The sequence below is a fragment of the Marinobacter sp. L-13 genome (genome assembly GCF_056857715.1).
The window spans coordinates 22,495-41,948 of the sequence record NZ_JBSXNQ010000052.1; the positions used below are offsets into that span (position 1 = coordinate 22,495).

At 54.7% G+C, this 19,454-nt stretch carries 20 protein-coding genes; 10 read left to right on the forward strand and 10 right to left on the reverse strand.

The features are described 5' to 3' along the window. Positions 1-229 precede the first annotated feature (229 nt). Together AC13DD_RS09715 and AC13DD_RS09720 are read left to right on the forward strand one after the other, a co-directional pair. Complete coding sequence (locus AC13DD_RS09715; protein WP_482931090.1) at positions 230-736, forward strand: hypothetical protein; 507 nt, start codon at positions 230-232, stop codon at positions 734-736. A gap of 278 nt (positions 737-1,014) precedes the next feature. Next, a complete protein-coding gene (locus AC13DD_RS09720) occupies positions 1,015-1,230 on the forward strand; it encodes an MbcA/ParS/Xre antitoxin family protein (RefSeq protein ID WP_108017970.1) in 216 nt (71 codons plus the stop codon). 171 nt (positions 1,231-1,401) lie between these two features. Here AC13DD_RS09720 and AC13DD_RS09725 read toward each other — a convergent pair whose 3' ends face one another. The 8 genes from AC13DD_RS09725 to AC13DD_RS09760 form a co-directional block, all read right to left on the reverse strand. Then, positions 1,402-2,577: a benzoate/H(+) symporter BenE family transporter gene (locus AC13DD_RS09725; protein WP_482931091.1), complete on the reverse strand. Its 1,176-nt coding sequence runs from the start codon at positions 2,575-2,577 to the stop codon at positions 1,402-1,404. Between the two features lie 124 nt (positions 2,578-2,701). Beyond that, positions 2,702-3,481 (reverse strand): benzoate diol dehydrogenase BenD, encoded by a 780-nt coding sequence (gene benD / locus AC13DD_RS09730; RefSeq protein ID WP_053114074.1) that lies wholly within the window; start codon positions 3,479-3,481, stop codon positions 2,702-2,704. After that, entirely contained in the window at positions 3,478-4,506 is a 1,029-nt protein-coding gene (benC, locus tag AC13DD_RS09735; RefSeq protein ID WP_053114072.1) for a benzoate 1,2-dioxygenase electron transfer component BenC, read from the reverse strand. Before benC ends, benD begins: the two co-directional genes overlap by 4 nt. Before the next feature lie 20 nt (positions 4,507-4,526). Further along, positions 4,527-5,018, reverse strand: coding sequence for a benzoate 1,2-dioxygenase small subunit (gene benB / locus AC13DD_RS09740; protein WP_053114070.1), 492 nt, complete (start codon positions 5,016-5,018; stop codon positions 4,527-4,529). Then, positions 5,015-6,391 carry a Rieske 2Fe-2S domain-containing protein gene (locus tag AC13DD_RS09745; RefSeq protein ID WP_053114068.1) on the reverse strand — a complete coding sequence of 459 codons (1,377 nt, stop codon included), beginning with the start codon at positions 6,389-6,391 and terminating at the stop codon, positions 5,015-5,017. The genes benB and AC13DD_RS09745 overlap by 4 nt, the downstream gene beginning before the upstream one ends. Before the next feature lie 32 nt (positions 6,392-6,423). Next, a complete protein-coding gene (gene catA / locus AC13DD_RS09750; RefSeq protein ID WP_305965641.1) occupies positions 6,424-7,365 on the reverse strand; it encodes a catechol 1,2-dioxygenase in 942 nt (313 codons plus the stop codon). Positions 7,366-7,481: 116 nt separating this feature from the next. Then, positions 7,482-7,772, reverse strand: coding sequence for a muconolactone Delta-isomerase (gene catC, locus AC13DD_RS09755; protein WP_053114064.1), 291 nt, complete (start codon positions 7,770-7,772; stop codon positions 7,482-7,484). A gap of 13 nt (positions 7,773-7,785) precedes the next feature. Then, positions 7,786-8,910 (reverse strand): muconate/chloromuconate family cycloisomerase, encoded by a 1,125-nt coding sequence (locus AC13DD_RS09760; RefSeq protein ID WP_108017974.1) that lies wholly within the window; start codon positions 8,908-8,910, stop codon positions 7,786-7,788. Positions 8,911-9,016: 106 nt separating this feature from the next. Here AC13DD_RS09760 and AC13DD_RS09765 point away from each other — a divergent pair, with 106 nt between their 5' ends. Further along, positions 9,017-9,919 carry a LysR family transcriptional regulator gene (locus tag AC13DD_RS09765; RefSeq protein ID WP_108017975.1) on the forward strand — a complete coding sequence of 301 codons (903 nt, stop codon included), beginning with the start codon at positions 9,017-9,019 and terminating at the stop codon, positions 9,917-9,919. 3 nt (positions 9,920-9,922) lie between these two features. Here the strand turns inward: AC13DD_RS09765 and AC13DD_RS09770 are convergent, their stop codons facing one another. Continuing rightward, the gene (locus AC13DD_RS09770; protein ID WP_305965640.1) at positions 9,923-10,702 is read right to left on the reverse strand and encodes an IclR family transcriptional regulator domain-containing protein; all 780 of its coding nucleotides are present in this window, start codon (positions 10,700-10,702) and stop codon (positions 9,923-9,925) included. Between the two features lie 208 nt (positions 10,703-10,910). Between AC13DD_RS09770 and AC13DD_RS09775 the strand changes: the two genes are divergently transcribed. From AC13DD_RS09775 to AC13DD_RS09795, 5 genes are all read left to right on the forward strand, one after another. After that, on the forward strand, positions 10,911-11,726 hold the full coding sequence (locus AC13DD_RS09775; RefSeq protein WP_482931092.1) for a CoA transferase subunit A: 816 nt from the start codon (positions 10,911-10,913) through the stop codon (positions 11,724-11,726). Continuing rightward, complete coding sequence (locus AC13DD_RS09780) at positions 11,726-12,502, forward strand: CoA-transferase subunit beta (RefSeq protein ID WP_053114054.1); 777 nt, start codon at positions 11,726-11,728, stop codon at positions 12,500-12,502. The genes AC13DD_RS09775 and AC13DD_RS09780 overlap by 1 nt, the downstream gene beginning before the upstream one ends. A gap of 8 nt (positions 12,503-12,510) precedes the next feature. Continuing rightward, a complete protein-coding gene (pcaF, locus tag AC13DD_RS09785; RefSeq protein ID WP_305965638.1) occupies positions 12,511-13,713 on the forward strand; it encodes a 3-oxoadipyl-CoA thiolase in 1,203 nt (400 codons plus the stop codon). A 14-nt stretch (positions 13,714-13,727) separates the two neighbouring features. Further along, the gene (locus AC13DD_RS09790; protein ID WP_305965637.1) at positions 13,728-14,516 is read left to right on the forward strand and encodes an alpha/beta fold hydrolase; all 789 of its coding nucleotides are present in this window, start codon (positions 13,728-13,730) and stop codon (positions 14,514-14,516) included. Positions 14,517-14,685: 169 nt separating this feature from the next. After that, positions 14,686-15,609: a methyl-accepting chemotaxis protein gene (locus AC13DD_RS09795; RefSeq protein WP_482931093.1), complete on the forward strand. Its 924-nt coding sequence runs from the start codon at positions 14,686-14,688 to the stop codon at positions 15,607-15,609. 53 nt (positions 15,610-15,662) lie between these two features. Here the strand turns inward: AC13DD_RS09795 and AC13DD_RS09800 are convergent, their stop codons facing one another. Continuing rightward, entirely contained in the window at positions 15,663-17,561 is a 1,899-nt protein-coding gene (locus AC13DD_RS09800) for a sigma-54-dependent Fis family transcriptional regulator (protein ID WP_305965636.1), read from the reverse strand. Between the two features lie 329 nt (positions 17,562-17,890). Here AC13DD_RS09800 and AC13DD_RS09805 point away from each other — a divergent pair, with 329 nt between their 5' ends. Together AC13DD_RS09805 and AC13DD_RS09810 are read left to right on the forward strand one after the other, a co-directional pair. Next, positions 17,891-18,802, forward strand: a complete 912-nt coding sequence (locus tag AC13DD_RS09805) for a transporter (RefSeq protein ID WP_108017983.1) — start codon at positions 17,891-17,893, stop codon at positions 18,800-18,802. Positions 18,803-18,856: 54 nt separating this feature from the next. After that, complete coding sequence (locus AC13DD_RS09810) at positions 18,857-19,453, forward strand: gluconate 2-dehydrogenase subunit 3 family protein (protein ID WP_305965635.1); 597 nt, start codon at positions 18,857-18,859, stop codon at positions 19,451-19,453. The last annotated feature ends 1 nt before the right edge of the window (position 19,454 follow it).

The following is a 19,454-nucleotide window of genomic DNA, read 5'->3' on the forward strand; positions in this document are numbered from 1 at the left end:
GCAAAACAACTGAACCCAAATCATGGGACCAATCCTGCTGCGAATGGCCAACCTCTCAAACTTTCAAGCGGCGTCACCTCTTTTGAGTTGGATTAGCCAGTTCGTGCACATGAGCATATTGTGCATCCAAGCCTCTCAACAGCTCTTCTTCAGGAAACACTTGGTTTTGCATCGAGCCTCCTGCTCCGAGAGGTTTGCCATGTGCGAGCCAGTTTAAGCAAAAATTGCCATGCCGATTGCTTACCGCGCGCTAGTACGGTCAGCAATCCGTCCAGTTATGGTGGCGCCCATCCTTGGTTTTTATTCAAAAAGCCCTGCTTATGGGTCTAATTCAATTTTTCGCTCAATTAGACGAGCCTCGCTCCCCGGATTACTCGTTACGCTTTCTGTGCAATTCAACTCATTTGCGAGGTTATTTATGGACCCTAAAGAAAAACTGGATGAAATCATCTCATTGCACTCGGTTATCCGGTCATCTTGGCTGCGGATTGATTGGCTCGATGAAGCCTTGGCGGAAATGAAGCAGGCCCTTCAAGAAGCGGAAGAAAAGCATCAGGAGAACGTTGCATATCAAGAAAAACTGATGCATGAATTGGCTAAGTGGGCAGTTTTGGAAGGCGTTGCAGGCGTCGACGACCATCTGCCCATGCTTCGACCAGTCGAATTCGGGATTACGATGCTCAATCTGTTAGCAAGGCGGGATGCGACTGAGGATAACTTAGAGGAGGAACACTAAACTAATCTCCATTGACCAAAGGTCTTTTGGCGCAGTCAGTGATGTCATTGGCTGCGCCCTTTCCTTCCAGTCACCCGCTATTCTCACGAAAGAAACTACTTCGACCATCTTCGACGACTCGCAAATGAACCGGTAATCCCCACCCCATTTTTATCGAGTTTCAAAAGTAGACCTCAGGCCATCATGGCCACTTTCTATTGAGAGGTAATCTGACTTTATCCTTGCAACACGGTCAGATCATGCAAAACTGATATGGAAGTCAGCTGGGAGCATTTGATGTGATTGAAGAGTACACCGTTGCTGAACTCCGGGATCTCGTTTATCGGGAGATCATGGAACTATTCGAGGGAGATAGGGTTGCTGCCGACTTGTGGTTATCGTCACCCATTAAAGTTCTCGGCGATCGCACACCGGCATCCTTCATGGCAACTAAAACCGGTGTGCAAAAAATCCGAAACCTCTTGCGCAAGTGGGAAGAGGGGACAGTTTCTTAGTGTTTTCATCCACCGTAAACACGGAGTTCGTGGCGATCTGATGGACTGTAACAACCGGCAATGAGCTTGCGCATTCGCCGGGGCATTTCTGGGTACAGCTTTGAAATACTTGACCTGACTTGTGACCTGAAATCAAACCGCCAAAGGCCTAAACAAGTTACTTCAAGAGGATCATTTTCGACCGCCACTACCATTCAGAACCAAGTAGCAGAAGTAACCAATGACAACACCCCAGAAAGCTGATGAGAGTCCAAATAGAGACATGCCCGAAGCTGTAACAACAAAGGTAATCAATGACGCTTCGCGGTGACTAGGCTCCTCTAAGGCGGAGAATAGATTACCTGCAATCGCTCCAAGGAGAGCAAGCCCGGCAAGCACAGCTACAAATGCCGCTGGAAGTGATGTAAATAGACTAACGATGGTACCGGCGAACAAACCTCCCACCAGATAGAAAACACCATTGAACACCCCCGCGATGTATCTACGAGACGGATCTTCATGGGCGTCTTTACCTGTGCAGATGGCAGCGGTAATAGCAGCTACCACAGTAGTGATTCCGCCGAAAAAAGCCATTGGGAGTGAAACCAGGCTTGTTATTCCGATAATGGGCTTTGCCTTAACCGGGTAGCCTGCACTTTGGAGGATCGCCATGCCGGGCAGAAATTGTCCAGTTAAACTCACCAAGACAAGCGGAATGGCAAAACTAAGGGTTGAACTTAATGTCCACTCTGGCTGAATGATCTGAGGCACCGCAACGCTCCAGCGAACGCCTGACAAGGAGGCACCTTCCAGAGCGACCGCAAGTACCACCCCTGAAATTAACAAGAGAACCAGGGTATATTTGGGAAAAAGGCGACGAAACACAACATAGGAAACAAGCATTCCGATGGCCAAAGCGGGAGTGGTTTCTATTGCGGTGAAAGCACCCACACCAAACTGAAAAAGAATACCCGCCATCATCCCAGCAGCAATGCCCTTCGGAATCGCTCTGACAAATGTGTCAAAGGTACCTGAAATACCAATAATAAAGATCATAATCGCCGCGCTAATATAAGCGCCTATTGCCTCGTTTAGAGACAACTCGGGGAACAGTGTAACCAGCAACGCGGTGCCCGGTGCAGACCAAGCGGTCACGATAGGAGCTCTAAGCCAAATCGATAACGCGATCCCTGATATGCCGGCTCCCACAGAAATAGCCCAAACCCATGAGGTCATCATATCGGACGAGATTCCAGCGCTGGCTCCAGCTTGGAAAAAGATAGCTAAGGGGCCCGAATATGATACGAGAACCGCTAAGAAGCCCGCCACGACTGCCGGCAGGGAAAGGTCTTTTAGAAGTTTTTGCATAAGTGTGAATCCGTTATTGATTATTGTAGATTCAGGTCATGAAAAAGGGCCCCGAGCGGTTAAACGCCGGGGCCAAAGAGGGCATGACTGACTGTCTACCCTGGGGTCGCATTTCCTACAGAACTTACCCTAGATCGCCCCCAGCAACTGGGACCACTGTTCCCGTAATGTAGCTGGCAGCATCAGATGCCAGGAAAAGAATTGGCTCAGCCTGTTCATCCAAAGTTCCGTATCGATGCATGAAGCTGTTCCCTATGGTCTGATCAATCAGGGTTTGATACCACGCCTTTTCCTGCTTACTCTGTTCTTCCGCATTTCGAGGCGTCAGTCTCGGTGGCGCTTCTGTACCGCCCGCCGCTGCGGCATTTACTCGGATATTGTGTGGCGCATATTCATACGCCATGTTCACAGTCAAAGCGTTAACCCCTCCTTTGGCTGCACCGTACGGAACTCGCATTAAAGCACGCGTTGCTATGGAGGAGACGTTGACAATCACTCCTTCATTTTGCTCAAGCATGTAAGGTAAAACTGCGCGGCAACACCATAGAGTCGTAAAAAGCGAACGCTGAATTTCCTTTTCAATCTGTTCCGGCGTGTAGTGCTCGAACGGCTGAGCCCAGATAGTGCCACCGACATTATTAATGAGAATATCGATACGCTGAAAGTGCTGATGCGCCTCCGCCATTACTTTCTCGGCCCCTGCCCAAGTTTCAAGGTTGGCCTGAACAGCAACAGCATCAGCTCCCTCATCACGCAACTCTGCAGCGACGCCGTGAATATAGTCCGCAATGTCTACGAGAAGCAGGCGAGCGCCTTCTGCGGCCGCCAGCTCGGCTACACGCTTACCTATTCCTTGGGCGGCTCCAGTGATCACCATTACCTTATCGGTGAAGCGAGATGTCATGCGACCTTCTCCTTTTCTGCAGGAGCGCTAGGAGCGAACTTTTCATAATGAAACGAATTCGGTTTCAAGCCCTTTTCTCGGAAAAATCCGAGCACCGAATCAACCATGGGAGGGGGACCACACAAGTAGACATCGACATCCCCCTCATTTAGGGGAGCGTCATCCATATGCTGGGTAACATATCCTTTCCTCGGATGGTCGCTCTCTTCTCCAGAAACCACAGTGACGTATGTAAAATTGGCCAACTCCTCGGTAAAACGGTCCAGGATATCGAGGTACACCAAATCATCATCATTAGTGACGCCGTAAATCAGATGTGTTGGTAAGTCGCAGCCATTGGCTTTCATATGCTCTAGTTTGGATAGGAAGGGCGCTAGGCCAGTGCCTCCTGCCAGCATCAGTATCGGACGCTCGATGGGTCGCAGATAGAAACTTCCCATGGGGCCGGTTAGGGTTACCTTATCCCCAGTGCGGGCCTTGCCCACCAGCCAAGAGCTCATAAGCCCCCCTGGCACATTGCGAATTAGGAAACTCAGATCACGGCTACCTGGCTTGGAACTGAAGGAATAAGCGCGCGTCTCTTCAGAACCCGGCACCTGAATGTTCACGTACTGCCCAGGAAGGAAGGCAATGTCATCGTCCGCGGTGATCTTCAGTTCGATCGATGTGGGCGAGATCAGGTTCACCTCCGCCACGGTACCACCGACTTCGGCATTGCCCGTTTTGCACATGGTGGAAGCGACAGGCACTTCCACCACACAGTCACTGGAAGGCACCATCTGGCAGGTCAGTACCATGCCCTGTTCGGCTTCCTCGTCAGACAGCGCTTCGTCAATGTATTCCTCACCCATGTCGAAGTCGCCCTGACGGCAGGCACCCTTACAGGTGCCACAAACGCCATCGGAGCAGTCCATGGGCAGATTGATCTGCGCACGGTAGGCGGCGTCGAGAACCGTTTCGCCTTCGTTGCAGGACACAAAACGGGTAACGCCGTCTTCAAAGTTCAGCGCAATGTTGTAACTCATGATGATGCTCTCCCCATCAATTACAGGTGATAAACGTCCAGCACCTGATTGATGCAATCGTTGTTCAGAACCAGTCGCTTCTCCCGAATCAGCGGCTGCTCGCCAGTAATGTCCAGGGTGTAGAAGGACGTTCCGAAAAATTCCGCCGTTTTCTTGTAGCGGTACGCCTTGGTCAGCCAGTTGAACCGCAGCTTCACTTCACTCTCATCCTGGGACAGGATCTCCAAGTTGCTGGTGAAGTGCGTGGTTCGCGGCTCCGGCATGGAGCTGGCACCGGAACGCTCAGTCTTTATGCGATAGATCCGGTCTTCCAGGCCTTCCTTGTTGGGGTAATAGATGAGCGAGATCTCGCTTTGCGGGTCCTCGGTCAGCTCATCGTCATCGTCCCAGGCCGGCATCCAGTAAGTGACGTCTTCGTGATAGCAGGCCAGCCATTTGTCCCACTCGCGGTCGTCCAGAAAACGGGCTTCGCGGATGATGAATTGCTCGATATCGTGGTAGCTCAGGCTCATGCCGACGCCTCCTCTGAAGTCACTGGAATGAAACGGGCCCGCTCTGCCTCGATGGCACGGGTCATTTCCTCCTGCCAATGTTGGTGGTGATTAACATACAGCCCTTCGTCGTCGGGCCGCGCGCCACTCATGATGGGCTTCATATCGATCTGGTTGGCGTGCTCATCGGGGCCGTCGATCCAGTGCGCTGCACCACGGCTCATGTCGTTCCAGCGCATGTCGCGGGCTTCATAGCCGTTCTGGCAGGCGCGGAATTCCTCCAGGTCGTCTGGTGTGCCCATGCCGGTCACATTGAAGAAGTCTTCATATTGACGGATACGCTTGGCACGTAGCTCTGCCGGCTCGTTCTTTGGACCAAAGGCATAGATGGTCACTTCCGTCTTGTTGACGTCGATGGGCCGGGTCACGCGGATCTGTGTGGAGAACTGATCCATCAAGTAAACGTTCGGGTAGAGACACAGGTTCTTGGTGGTCCTTACTATGGAGTCCGCACGAGCCTCTCCGTAGGTTTCCTTCAGGCGCTCCAGCTGGCTGAAGATCGGACGCACTTCTGGGTTCAGCAGTCGAGTCCACAGCATCATGTGACCGTTCTCGAAGGAGTAAAAACCGCCTTCCGCAGACCAGCTCTTGGCGTCGACCGCTTCAGTGCCGCCTTTGTCGTAATTGCGCTGGCCCATGGTGGACAGGTAGTTCCAATGCACGGTGCCCACGTGATATCCATCGGCTCCGTTCTCGGCGGTCAACTTCCAGTTACCCTCGTAGGTGTAGGTCGAGCTTCCGCGCAGGATTTCCAGGCCGTCTTCGGACTGATCCACGATGTTGTCAATGATCTTGGTTGTCTCGCCCAGATACTCTTCGAGAGAGACCACGTCGGCATTGAGGCTGCCGAACAGAAAGCCACGGTAGTTGCCGAACTTTGGCATTTGCTTCAGATCGTGGGAGCCGTCGGTGTTGAACTGCTCTGGGTAGCCGCCTTTCTTCTGGTCTTTCGCCTTCAACAGCTGACCGTCATTACGGAAGGTCCAGCCGTGGAACGGGCAAGTAAAGGAGGTCTTGTTGCCCCGTTTTTTACGGCACAGGGTCGCACCACGATGCGAGCAAGTGTTGAGGATGGCTTTCAGCTCGCCATCCTTGGTACGAGTGATGATCACCGGCTGGCGACCGACAGTTACTGTAAAGTAGTCACCCGGCTCAGGGATCTGGCTCTCGTGAGCTAGGTAAACCCAGTTGCCCTCGAAAATATACTTCATCTCCAGATCGAACAGTTCCTGATCGGTGAAGATGCTGCGATCACACTGGTAGCGTCCGGTTTTCGGATCGGCTATTACCGCGTCACGTACCTTTTCGGCGAGTTTTTCAAGCTTGCTGGTCATGTCGTTCACTCCGTCTTGTTCTTGGGTGGCGCTTACGCAGCGTCGGTTTCCAGGGCACGCGGACGTGCGTGGCGTTCCTGGAGCTCGGGCTTGTCAGTAGCAACCAGGGCGACGTTGAACTCGACTTCGGTAATCGGTCCTGTGACGCCGTGCTTGGCCCCTTCTTTGGACTGGTCTACGTGCTTGGCTTCCACCACCAGCTCTTCACGGGTGGCAAAAGCAAAGTCGCTGTAGGTGTATTCGTCACCGGCGATGTTGATCTGAGTGGTCAGGTGCTTGTAACCAGGCTTGGACACGAAGTAATGAATATGCGCCGGGCGCTGGCCGTGACGGCCCAGTTGGTTCAGCAGCTGCTGGGTTGAACCCTCAGGCGGGCAACCGTAACCGGACGGCATAATGCTCTGGGCAGCATAGCGACCTTCAGAATCAGTCTTGATGCGGCGGCGCAGGTTGTACTCGCTCTGCGACTGGTCGAAGTAGGAATAGGCGCCCTTGGTATCAGCATGCCAGATATCCACGATAGCATTGGCCAGCGGCGCGCCGTTCTCGTCGGTAACCTGGCCCTTGATCAGGATCACCTCGGCGTCTTTGTCGGAGCCGTCATCCATGCGAGCAAATCCTTCGCTGATTGGGGCACCGGCCACGTAAAGCGGGCCTTCAATAGTGCGTGGCGTGCCGCCGGTCAAGCCGGCCTGTTCGTCCTCGGCGTCCTGACGGATATCCAGGTAACGGTCCATGCCCAGGCCCGGGGCCAGCAGGGCGGCTTCGCCGTTTGCACCCAGTTCGCCAACGTAATAGACGGCGCTCCAAAACTCCTCCGGCGTGACATCGAAATCTTCCACGATCTGAAAAATGTCGTGCATTACACGGTGGACAATCTTTTTCATCCGCTCGTCACCGCCTTGCTGATCAAAGCCGGCAACTTTTTCAAGAAGATCTTTCACTTCGGCGGTTTGCATGGTTTTAACAGTCATTGTTGGTCTCCTCGGTCTTTTGTTGTTGTTGCTCAAGACGTCCCAATCAGTTGGCAACATCATCTTTGAAGCCCCTTTCACCACAGAACGGGGCCGGATCTTGTGAAAAATTTTGCTTAGCGATCGTCCTCGTGAATGGAGGACGGATGGCGGCAAAGGGGCGCAACGGTGATGTCCATATAAGGGAACAGCGGAAGGTTGCTGATCAGGTCCTGTAACTCGGCGTTGTCCTCAACGTCGAAAATGCTGACATTCGCGTAGCTGCCCGCCACACGCCACAGATGGCGCCACTTGCCTTTTTCCTGAAGGCCTTGGGCGTAGGCTTTTTCCCGGGCCTTGATCTCGCCAGCAACCTCAGTCGGCATATCGGTGGGCAGATTGACCTTCATTTCAACTTTGAACAGCATGTGCGCTCCTCCGTTATTGATCTTTGCGGCTGTATTCAGCGAGCTTGTCTTCGTTAAGCGTGACGCCCAATCCAGGGCCTTGTGGTAGGTCCACTCCGTTGTCGTGGAAGCTCAGGGGCTTTTCCACAATGTCGTCCTTCATCAGTAGCGGGCCGAACATTTCCGTGCCCCAGTGCAGGGTTTCCAGAGTGGACCAGGCATGCAGTGCAGCGACGGTGCCGATCGTGCCTTCCAGCAAGGTACCTCCATACAGGCCGATACCCGCCGCCTGGGCAACCGCGGCCTGCTTTAGGGCCTGCGCCGGGCCGCCAGCCTTGGCGATCTTAAGGGCGACGGCCCCCGAAAAGCCGGCGGCAGAGAGGTTGTACATATCGCTGGCATCGGCAACGGCTTCGTCGGCCAGGATAGGCAGGTGGAATTTCTGCGAAAGGCGCACCAGCGCGGCGTGATCCTTCATGGGTGTGGGCTGCTCGACCAGGTCAATACCGGCGGCTTGCAGTTCCGCCATGCCTTTGGCAGCCGTTGACTCATCCCAAGCCTGGTTCACATCAACCCGAACACTGGCGGACTCACCCACGGCATCCTTGATGGCCGCCACATGACGAACGTCGTCCATTAACGCCCGCGACCCAATCTTGAGCTTAAAATCACAATGGCGCCGGGTTTCGATTAGGCCGAGGGCCTCCTCGATATCCTTGGCGGTATCGCCACTGGCAAGGGTCCAGAGCACCGGGATATGCTGGTGTACAGCCCCGCCGAATAGGTCGGATACCGGGCAGTTCAACCGCTTGCCTTGCAGATCCAGCAGAGCCGTTTCAATAGCGGACTTGGCCAAATTGTTTCCACGGGACGCTCGGTTTAGCTTTACCCTTAGGGTATTGATTGCGTCGGCCGGCTGGCCAATCAGTTGTGGCCTGAAATAGGTGTCGATGGTAAGTTTCACGCTTTCGGGGCTTTCCGGGCCGTAGGCAAGGCCACCGATGGTGGTGGCTTCACCCAACCCTTCAAGACCATCGGAATCCTTCATCCGCACGATCACCATGCTCTGAACCCCCATGGTTGTCATGGAAAGCTTGTGCGGCCGGATGGTCGGAATGTCGACCAGGATCGCTTCGATGGACTGAATGGTTGCGGACATGTGCTCTCCGAATCGCAAGTTATAATGCCTGTGACTCGAACAGTACGAAGTTTCACGGATGTGAACCAATATTGATTAAGTAGCTAGCGATACCTAGGAGGTATGGATGGAACTCAGACACCTGCGATATTTCGTCGCCGTTGCAGAGGAAGGCAACCTCACCCGGGCAGCAGAAAAACTGTTTATTGCACAACCACCACTAACCCGGGCAATGAAGCAGCTTGAGGAAGAAATAGGTGTAGAGCTTTTTATCCGCAAGCCCAGGGGCCTTGAGCTGACCAATGGAGGGGAATATTTTCTGGAACAGGCCCGACAGATACTGGACAAAGTAACTGCGACGGTTGATGACACTCGCAGGATCGCACAGCATCGAAAGACTATTTTTTCCATCGGGTTTGTCCCATCCGTTTTTTATGGCCAGCTACCTCTCATGGTTCGGCGTCTGCGCCGAAACAAGAACTTGGAGATAGTCCTGCATGAACTGAAAACACGGGAACAGGTCGAAGCACTTAAGACTGGCAAGATCGACATTGGCTTTGGAAGGGTGAGCATAGAAGACCCCGACGTGGAGCAGGAGCTACTGTTCGACGAGCCCATCATCGCTGCCATACCCATGGGTCACCCGCTCAGCAAACACCCTCCGTCTATGAAAGAGCTTTCTGCCCACCCCATGGTCGCCTTCCCTTCCGGGCCGGGCCCAAACTTTGCAGATATCACCCAGGGGCTTTTTCACAGACGCGGCCTGAAAATTCATGTCAGCCAGCATGTCAACGATCTTCAAACGGCCCTATCGCTGGTCGCCTCCGACATGGGGTTCACGCTGGTGCCAGAACAGGTCCGAAAACTTAATCGTGAGGGGGTGGAATTCATGCCGCTGGAGGATAACAACATCACCACGCCCGTTATCGCCTCCCGTCGTCGAGGCGAAAACCCGAACGCCGTGATGCGGCTGGCTAACACTATCCTGGATGAACTCGTACAGAACCGGCTGACCGGTCGTTATCCGTGAGGCTTATCGAGCCGCCTGGCGAATCTGATCAGCCACAATCTGCAGCCTCGGCAAATACATGTTCAACAAAGTATCCATGTCCACTCGGGCGGCATTGGTGCTGATATTAAGTGCACCCAAAAGCTCGCCGCTCGCAGAATAGGCGGGCACCGCCACAGATCGCAAACCAAGATCAAGCTCCTGATCTACGACGGCGTACCCGAGATTTCGCGCCTTGTCGATCTCCTCCCGCAAAACGTTTTTTTCTGTGATTGAGGATAACGTATGACGCTCAAGCTGAATCCTGTTTATATAGGTCTCAAGCTCGCTCTGCGGCAACTGTGCCAGCAGCACCCGCCCCATGGAGGTATAGGCCGCAGGCAGGCGGGTACCCACCGACAGCGTAATAGCCATTAGGCGATGCCGGGCGGCCGACCGCACCACGTACACTACATCGTCACCATCCAGAACCGCCAGGGATGAGGATTCTCCAAGCTCGGCGGTAATGTCTTCCAGATACTGTTGAATGACTGCTCGATACTGGTTTGATGCTTGATAGGCATAACCCAGCTGCAGTACCCGAGGAGTCAGCTCGAACTGGCGACCGGTGCGCTTCACAAACCCCAACGCGTGCAGGGTCAGCAGAAATCGCCGTGCCTTAGCTCGGTCCATATCAGTGCGGGCCGCCACTTCGCTCAGGGTCATGTGAGGGTGATCGGCATCGAATGCCTGAAGAACCTCTAGACCCGACGCCAGTGCGCCCACGTAATCCCGGTCTCCCGGCTTGAGAATCTGTTCGTCCATTCCAGCTCCTGTAACAAGCTTATTTAGCCTGCCGCACATCATGTCAGCGCATGGTATCAGTCAGTTCGCATTACGAACATCCGTGCTTTTGACCAACTGGTGAAAATTTGTACTTGACGACCGAAAACCAATCACGCCATTATGTTCGCATATTAAACTTATGTTCGTATATCGAACTACTCAGCCAAAACACGATGGAGACACTGCGATGGCCGAATTCCTCTCTCTCAAGGAAGCGGTAGGCAAACACATCAACAGCGGCGACACCGTTGCGATGGAAGGCTTTACCCACCTAATTCCGTTTGCCGCTGGACACGAAATCATCCGCCAGCAAAAACGTGACCTGACCCTGATCCGCATGACCCCGGACTTGGTTTATGACCAGATGATCGGTGCGGGCTGCGCTAAAAAACTGATTTTCTCTTGGGGTGGCAACCCGGGCGTGGGCTCCCTGCACCGTTTGCGGGATGCCGTTGAGAAAGGCTGGCCGAACAAACTGGAGATCCTGGAACATAGCCACGCAGCCATGGCCTGCGGCTATGAAGCCGGCGCCGCCGGGCTGCCGCTAGCAGTTCTGCGCGGTTATGTCGGCAGCGACCTGCCCAAGGTCAATGACCAGATCAAATTCATCGAGTGCCCCTTTACCGGTGAGCGCCTGGCGGCAGTACCCTCTGTTCGTCCGGATGTAGCCGTGATTCATGCCCAGCGGGCCGACCGCAAGGGTAATGTGCTGATAGAAGGCATCGTCGGTATCCAGAAGGAAGTGGTGCTGGCCGCCAAGCGAAGCATTGTGACCGTTGAGGAAATCGTGGATGACCTCGGCGCCTCCGTGAACGCCTGCGTACTGCCCTCCTGGGCCATCACCGCCATCGCCGAGGCCCCGAAAGGCGCCAAACCCTCCTACGCCCTCGGCTACTACGACCGTGACAACGCCTTCTACAAAGAGTGGGACGGCATCGCCCGCGACCGGGAAACGTTCCAGACCTGGCTGAAAGACAACGTGTTTGAAAAAGGAGCTGCGTGATGAGCCTTGAATTTACCTCCTCAGAAATGATGAGCGTCACTGCCGCCCGCGCACTGACCAGCGACATGACCTGCTTCGTGGGCATTGGACTGCCCAGCGAGGCTGCCAACCTGGCGCGACTGACCCACGCACCGGACGTGACCCTGATTTATGAATCCGGCACCCTGCAAACCAAACCGGACGTGCTGCCTCTGTCCATCGGCGACGGCGAGCTATGTGAATCCGCCCTGACCACCGTGGCAGTACCGGAGATGTTCCGGTACTGGCTGCAGGGTGGACACATCAGCGTCGGCTTCCTGGGTACTGCCCAGATTGACCGTTACGCCAACCTGAACACTACGCTGATTGGCGACTACCGCGAACCGAAAGTCCGCCTGCCTGGGGGTGGTGGCGCCCCGGAAATTGCCACCAATGCAAAGGAAGTGTTCATTACCGTCAAGCATTCCAAGCGTACCTTCGTGAAGGACGTCGACTTTGTTACCACCGTTGGCTTTGGACGCGACGGCAAGGCACGGGATAATGTACCCAACATTGGACGTGGTCCCACCGTGGTAATTACCGACCTGTGCATTCTCAAGCCTGACCCTGATAGCAAAGAACTGGTAGTCACTTCTCTGCATCCCAATGTGACTCGGGAAGAAGTGATCGATGCCACTGGGTGGGAAATCCGGTTTGCCGACACGTTGGAGACCACGCCAGAGCCAAGTGCCAAAGAGCTGGAAGTTCTGCGTGATCTGAAAGCACGCACAAATGCACATCATGCCGGTCAACAGTGAGAAATATCATGACTGACGTTTATCTCTGCCATCCTCGTCGTTCGGCGATTGGCCGTTTCGGTGGCACCCTTGCCAGCATTCGCCCTGACGACCTCGCCGCTCACATTTTTAAAGCGGTACTGGAGCAGGCTTCGGAACTCGACCCGACCGCTATCGACGAAGTGATGATGGGCTCCGCTAACCAGGCCGGTGAAGACAACCGCAACGTGGCGAGGATGTCTGCCCTGCTGGCCGGCTTGCCTACGTCTGTTCCCGGCACCACTCTCAATCGTCTGTGCGGCTCCGGCATGGACGCCGTGGGTACGGCGTTCCGCGCCATTCGTGCAGGTGAAATGGACCTAGTGTTAGCAGGAGGCGTGGAATCCATGTCTCGCGCACCCTATGTGATGGGCAAGGCTGACAGCGCCTTTTCACGTGGCCAGAAGATTGAGGACACCACCATCGGCTGGCGCTTTGTGAACCCGCTGATGAAAAAGCAGTACGGCATCGATTCCATGCCGGAAACGGCGGAGAACGTGGCCGAACAATACAAGGTGTCGCGGGAGGATCAGGACCTGTTCGCCTTCCGTTCCCAGGAAAAGGCCGCCCGAGCCCAGAAGGAAGGACGCTTCGCCGAAGAAATCGTGCCTGTGTTCGTTCCGCGACGGAAACAAGACCCGCTGGTGTTCGATACCGACGAGCATCCCCGCGAAAGTACGCTGGAGAATCTCGCATCCCTGCCCACGCCATTCCGCGAAAACGGCAGCGTGACCGCAGGCAACGCCTCAGGCGTGAACGATGGCGCCGCTGCGATGCTGGTTGCCAGTGAGACCGCCGTCAAAACCCACGGACTAAACCCCATGGCCCGCATACTGGGCATGGCCACGGCCGGCGTGGAACCGCGCATCATGGGCATCGGCCCTGTGCCGGCGGTTCGCAAGCTGCTGGAGAAACAAGGCATCGGCATTGACGACATTGACGTGATCGAACTGAACGAAGCCTTTGCCGCCCAAGGGTTGGCGGTACTGCGGGAATTGGGCGTTGCCGATGGTGATTCACGCGTGAACCCTAACGGCGGCGCCATCGCCCTGGGCCATCCTTTGGGGATGTCCGGTGCCCGACTGGTAATGACCGCCGCCCACCAACTGCAGAGCACCGGTGGCCGCTATGCCTTGTGCACCATGTGCGTAGGTGTCGGCCAGGGTATTGCGACACTCATCGAACGGGTCTGAGCTAAGGAGCAAACATGGCTTTTCTAAAACACGACGGTCGCACGGTTTGTTATCGACTGCTGGGTGACAGCAACAAACCGCTGCTGATGCTCGCTCATCCCCTAGGCATGACCCAGGGGGTTTGGGACGACATGTTGCCAGCGCTACTCGAAAAATTTCGGGTACTGGCCTGGGATTTACCGGGACACGGCGCCAGCGCCGCCTGGCCGGAAGAATCCGACGAAATCACACCGGAAAACCTGGCGCAGGAAGCCATCGCGCTCGCGAAAGTGGCAGAGTCAGATAAGTTCCACTTTGTCGGAACATCGATTGGCGGCGCCATTGGCCAGCAACTCCTCAGCAAGCATTCTGAAAGGCTGCTTTCAGCCACGCTCACAAACACCGGCGCCGTCATCGGCACACCCGATGCCTGGAATACCCGCTCGGCCAACGTTCTGGAACTCGGCCTGCCGGCCATGGCGGTGGATATCGTGCCACGTTGGTTCGGCCCCCACGCGTGCGAAAAGCAGCCGGCGCTGGTGGAAGGCTGGAGCGTGATCATGGGACGCGGTGATGACCGTAGTTATGCCCTGCTGTGTGAGATGCTGGGGCGGGTCGACTTCCGAGAGCAGCTGGGGCAGCATCAAGTGCCACTCCGACTGCTTGGTGGTTCTGACGATGTGGCCACGCCCCCAGACACACTCAGGGCGCTGGCCGGCGTCAGCGGTGCAGCGGAGCCGGTCATTTTGGAGCAGATTGGCCACGTGCCGTCGGTGGAATGCCCCGATGCATTCAGCCAGATTCTGCTTGATGCCCTGACCTGAGCACTTAGCGCGCAGACCAGACCGCAGCTTACTCCGGTCCTGGTTTGCAGCCAACCACTTCCGCGCTTCAGAATCTGGATAACTGTCTGCACTTTGCGGATAGGTTCATTCCGAAAAAAACCTTAGCGTTGCTCCACAATGCTAACCCTTGCCCGCCGGGAACAGTACCATGGACAACACTCTCATATTAGAAAAAGAAACCTCTGAGACCGGTTCTTCCAAAGTCCCAATGTATGGAGCGTTCCTCCTGGCTCTCGCCTTTGCCGCACTGATGCTTGTCAACGCAGACACGGTATTCCAAACCACGCTTGCAGCCATAACTCTTGGGCTGACAGCTACTGCACTTATTCTGTGCGCACGAATGCGTCCGACCACCGTCACGATACGCGAACCGGTGCCACCAGTGGAGTCCCGTCCCGAACCGGTTCATGAACCGGAAACGCCTGTTCCCGAACCGAAATCACCCGACCCCGTTCTGATCGGCCACCTAGACGACCTGCGAAACAACGTGGACATGATACTCGAAGAAATGGATGAAGCTGGCAAACTAGCCAAAGCGTCCGGCGCGAAGGTAGCCCAGAGCGCGAACAGCATTTCCGGGGCCGAGGCCTCGATTAGGGAGCTGGCGGAGTTCATGAGTCGTATCGATGACGTCTTCACTCAGTTGGTTAAACAGTCCGAAGAAATCGGTAGCATTGTCGGCAACATTCAGGATATTGCCAAACAGACCAACCTGCTGGCTCTGAACGCGTCCATTGAGGCCGCGCGAGCGGGAGAACACGGTCGCGGCTTTTCGGTAGTGGCCGACGAAGTGCGTAACCTAGCTGTTCGAGCGAACGAATCCAGCGAGAGTATCCGTGAAATCGCCAACAGCCTGAATTCGACCTCCGTGGAGGCCGGTAGCGGTATGGAAAAAATCCGCCAGTCGTGTGATCACTGCCTAAACCAGTCGGGGGAAGCCTTACAAGCAATGGAAGACATTCAGGCCGGAGCTGTCGCTCGTATGGAAGTGGTTCAGGGCATTACCAAACGCTTGCAGGTCCAGAGCGAGCTCACCCGTCAACTTTATACTGACCTCAGCACTGAGCATTGATCTTTTTTGGGACGGGCTTCCCATGGCCGGGTGACGACCAACAACCTAAGTTTTCACTGAACGCCCGCATTGGCGACTTTGAGCCTCCGATACAGTGTCGCTCGACCAATGCCCAACCGTTTTGCTGCGCGACTGACATTCCCCCCCTCAATTACCAGCGCTTCTTCGATAACGGCGCGCTCCAGAGTCTTTAAGGTACCGCGTTTGCTCGCTGCCCTATTGCTTCGAACTGCCATGGTTGTCGGGGCCGCTATCTCTTCAGGCAGATGGCAAAGTTGCAAAACTTCACCGGGGTCCGCAAGTGCGTCTGCGTGAGTCAGGGCATAGACGAGCTCACGAACATTTCCCGGCCAGTCGTACCGCATTAAACCGTCCAAACAGTCTTGCGACAACTCGCGACTACCCTGTGTCAGAGCACGGCATCGGTCGACAATGAAGCTTTGCAAATCCGAGCGTTCCGAAAGTCTTGGCAGGCGTATAGCCATACCTTTAATGCGGTAGAGCAGATCCTCGCGAAATTCTCCGTCCCTGGCAGCTTCTGACAGGTTCCGATGTGTTGCGCAGATCAACTGGAAACGGACCTGCTTTGGGGTAGCACTTCCAAGACGGGTCACTTCACGGGTTTCCAACACTCTCAATAAACGGGACTGGAGCGCCAACGGCATGTCACCAATCTCATCCAGAAACAGGGTGCCACCATCTGCCTGCTCGATCTTACCTGGAGCACCGCCTCGTCGCGCACCTGTGTAGGCACCATCAGCGTGACCAAAGAGCTCACCCTCAATAAGCGACTCCGGGATGGCCGCACAGTTAATCGCAACAAACGTGCCGGAAGAAAATGCGCTACCGTTATGAAGTGACGTTGCCATCACTTCCTTTCCGGTCCCGGTCTCACCTAGTATAAGCACCGGCAGCCCCTTCTCCATTGCTCTGCTTGCTTGGTTTACCTGACGACTAATTGCATGATCACCAAAATCTGTGGATTCTGGTACACGATTAGCCAAAGGCACGGAAGCCGTACGTCTCGTGGTTTTTCGCGAACCAGCATCGACCGGTCGTAGCGAGAATGACAGCCCAGAGTGCATCCTGGCCGTTATAGGGTGATTCCGGCCACGGAACCCATCAACGAGTGTCTCAAAGCGCAAATCAAACAAATCCTGAAAGCGCAACGTCCCATCCGTTGAGGCCAACCCCGTCAGTTCGCGCACCCGGGGCGACAAACCAAGCACTTGTCCGTCCGGCCCAAGCGCCACCAACATGTCACTCGTGGCATGAGGATCACTCTGCTCCCACCCTAGACTAATCATGAGCCAAGGCGACAACATACCCATCAACTGGCGTTCAATCCTAGCTGAACATTGTTGCACTAAGGAAAGCGCGCTTCCCGGCTCCAACGGATTTCCACGAGTAATATCAATGGCCCCCAATACCCTGCCCATGGGGTCCACAATGGGAGAGGCCGCACAATTGAATACTCGATTTGCATGCAAGTAATGCTCGACTCCGGCAACTAGCACTGGACGACGCTCCAACACAGCACAAGACATCGCGGAAGTGCCAATATTCGCCTCGGAGAGATTGACTCCCTGTCGAAAGGCGTCATTAATCAGTGTATTGGCGCACCGACCCGAACGTCTCGCTGCCAGAGCAACCCCTTTGTCATCCGTAAGCAGAACGGAATAGCCTGCGCCATTAACGGTTTGGCCCAACTGTTCCAGCGGCTGGGTGGCTGCCTCCAACAAAATTCGGTTGTTATCCATCAGCTCTATTAAACCGTTTCTGGACACGGTGTCGAACTGAACACGCTCACTCACGTTTTTTCTCGCCGCGGAACAACGCTGCCAGGAATGAACAATGGCATCATCGATCAGGCCCGTTGGAATCTGACCATGCTCAAAAAAGGTTTCACGTGCCTTGGCACGCCTCTGGTCGGCAGGAATAAGTGCGCTCATTGATTTTCCTCTATCGCAGGACTGATTATTGTCGTTTGATGCGACCCTGCGCTTTGGCCTTATTGGCTCTTCTTGTCATTTTCTTGAAACTTTAACACGTTCTTTAATAAGGACCGCCTGAAAATTCGTTGGCATGCCACTTACTGTCTCATTCTGAGACAGTGCCTCCCTGTTTCCCCGATTGAAACATTCATAGCCCCTCTTAACGATAACAAAACTCCCTTAATCAAATGATTTAAAGAGCCTTTTTTATAGAAACGAACTGTTGGCATGATCGTCGCTAACTGTTTTCGCGTTGACAACAACAACACGAAATTTGGAGAGCAACTATGCGATCGACCTCGAAGTACACACCATCAAAATCACTTGCTTTGGGCTCAACCCTGATACTGGCCATGAGCATTTTCTCGGTTCCAACCCAAGCTGCCGAAATTGCCACTGACCCCGGCGACTACACACCGCTGCCAGCAGGTGTAAACCTTGGGATTCTATACGGCCAATATGCCACCCGCGACGCAGCTTACGCCGATGGCAACAAAGTCCCCGCCGAGGCTGGACTGGACACCACTATAGGATTGGCACGCTTCGTCCACTACATGGACATTGGTGGCATTATTGTTGATCCCCAGATCATCGTTCCTTTCGGAAAGGTGGAACTGACAGAGCCCTTCGGTCCGCTTCAGCCGACCTCAGAAAGTGGTATCGGTGACCCGATCATCGGCGCAACTGCTTGGGTTCTCAACAACCCCGATGATCAGCAATGGGTTGGTCTGTCCGCTTTCGCATCCGTGCCGGTCGGCCAATACGATGAGGCCAAAGGTCCAGTAAATATTGGCGAGAATCGTTGGAAGGGAATTTTTCAAGCTGCCTACGTGAAACATTTAAGCTCCAGTGTAGTGCTGGACCTGATCGCAGAGTATTCAGTATACGGCGACAACGACGACTTCCTCGGCTTCAAACGCGAACAGGAAGATGCGCAGAGCCTGCAGAGCCATCTTCGTTACCTCTTGTCCAAGCAAAGCCACGTGGCACTTTCTTACTACCATTCGTTTGGGGGTGAAACCACTGTTGGCGGCCAAAAGCAGGACGACAGGGTGAACACCAATCGCTGGCAGGCAACCTACGCAACTTTTGTTGATCCGACTGTGCAACTGCAATTTCAGGCTGGCCAGGACATCGACGTGGAAAACGGATTCAAAGAAGATACCCGCGTAAATCTGAGAATATTGAAGGTATTCTGACCCCCAAGAACATGAACATGCCTTTCGAACACAGGCAATAATTCGGAGAACACCATGAGTCAGATGAGCGATCAAACAAAAGAAGCCATCGACCAGATCAATGGCCTAAGCCGCCGAAGCTTTCTGAAAGCGGCAAGCGGCCTTGCGGTTGCTGCGACAGTCGGCACCGGACTTCTGGGGGCAGCGCACGCTTTCGCCTCAATCCCAGAAGGCATAAATGTTATGTCCGCCAGCGAATACCACGTGATGAATCGCCTGATGCAGGTTCAGCTGGCGAGCGAGGGAACCGGTCTAGTTCCGGCAAGTGAAATCCCGGTCATGCAGACATTGGACGCCGCACTTATGGCGACTATGGCACCCCACATTCTCGAAGGCCTGAAAGGTGGTATCGCCTACTTTAATGACGGACCTAAGACCTTTTATGGCAAACCTTTTGTGGAACTGTCCGACAAGCAAGCCGCAGCATTCTGTGACACTTGGGCCAATTCCGACGAAGTACCGCAAAGAGCACTTGCTATGGGCCTGAAAAAGCTGATCGGGCTGGCCTATTGGGCGAATCCCCCGACCTGGGAGCCTCTCGGCTACGGCGGACCGGTGACTGAAAAATGGAACCTGGTGTCTCTGGGCAATGCACCCTTACCAAAAAGCTGAG

Excerpts from the sequence above, each read along its gene's own strand:
- AC13DD_RS09715 (WP_482931090.1), top strand. The coding sequence starts at position 230 with ATGCCGATTGCTTACCGCGCGCTAGTACGGTCAGCAATCCGTCCAGTT.
- AC13DD_RS09725 (WP_482931091.1), bottom strand. The coding sequence starts at position 2,577 with ATGCAAAAACTTCTAAAAGACCTTTCCCTGCCGGCAGTCGTGGCGGGC.
- benD (WP_053114074.1), bottom strand. The coding sequence starts at position 3,481 with ATGACATCTCGCTTCACCGATAAGGTAATGGTGATCACTGGAGCCGCC.
- benC (WP_053114072.1), bottom strand. The coding sequence starts at position 4,506 with ATGAGTTACAACATTGCGCTGAACTTTGAAGACGGCGTTACCCGTTTT.
- benB (WP_053114070.1), bottom strand. The coding sequence starts at position 5,018 with ATGAGCCTGAGCTACCACGATATCGAGCAATTCATCATCCGCGAAGCC.
- AC13DD_RS09745 (WP_053114068.1), bottom strand. The coding sequence starts at position 6,391 with ATGACCAGCAAGCTTGAAAAACTCGCCGAAAAGGTACGTGACGCGGTA.
- catA (WP_305965641.1), bottom strand. The coding sequence starts at position 7,365 with ATGACTGTTAAAACCATGCAAACCGCCGAAGTGAAAGATCTTCTTGAA.
- catC (WP_053114064.1), bottom strand. The coding sequence starts at position 7,772 with ATGCTGTTCAAAGTTGAAATGAAGGTCAATCTGCCCACCGATATGCCG.
- AC13DD_RS09760 (WP_108017974.1), bottom strand. The coding sequence starts at position 8,910 with ATGTCCGCAACCATTCAGTCCATCGAAGCGATCCTGGTCGACATTCCG.
- AC13DD_RS09765 (WP_108017975.1), top strand. The coding sequence starts at position 9,017 with ATGGAACTCAGACACCTGCGATATTTCGTCGCCGTTGCAGAGGAAGGC.
- AC13DD_RS09770 (WP_305965640.1), bottom strand. The coding sequence starts at position 10,702 with ATGGACGAACAGATTCTCAAGCCGGGAGACCGGGATTACGTGGGCGCA.
- AC13DD_RS09775 (WP_482931092.1), top strand. The coding sequence starts at position 10,911 with ATGGCCGAATTCCTCTCTCTCAAGGAAGCGGTAGGCAAACACATCAAC.
- AC13DD_RS09780 (WP_053114054.1), top strand. The coding sequence starts at position 11,726 with ATGAGCCTTGAATTTACCTCCTCAGAAATGATGAGCGTCACTGCCGCC.
- pcaF (WP_305965638.1), top strand. The coding sequence starts at position 12,511 with ATGACTGACGTTTATCTCTGCCATCCTCGTCGTTCGGCGATTGGCCGT.
- AC13DD_RS09790 (WP_305965637.1), top strand. The coding sequence starts at position 13,728 with ATGGCTTTTCTAAAACACGACGGTCGCACGGTTTGTTATCGACTGCTG.
- AC13DD_RS09795 (WP_482931093.1), top strand. The coding sequence starts at position 14,686 with ATGGACAACACTCTCATATTAGAAAAAGAAACCTCTGAGACCGGTTCT.
- AC13DD_RS09800 (WP_305965636.1), bottom strand. The coding sequence starts at position 17,561 with ATGAGCGCACTTATTCCTGCCGACCAGAGGCGTGCCAAGGCACGTGAA.
- AC13DD_RS09805 (WP_108017983.1), top strand. The coding sequence starts at position 17,891 with ATGCGATCGACCTCGAAGTACACACCATCAAAATCACTTGCTTTGGGC.
- AC13DD_RS09810 (WP_305965635.1), top strand. The coding sequence starts at position 18,857 with ATGAGTCAGATGAGCGATCAAACAAAAGAAGCCATCGACCAGATCAAT.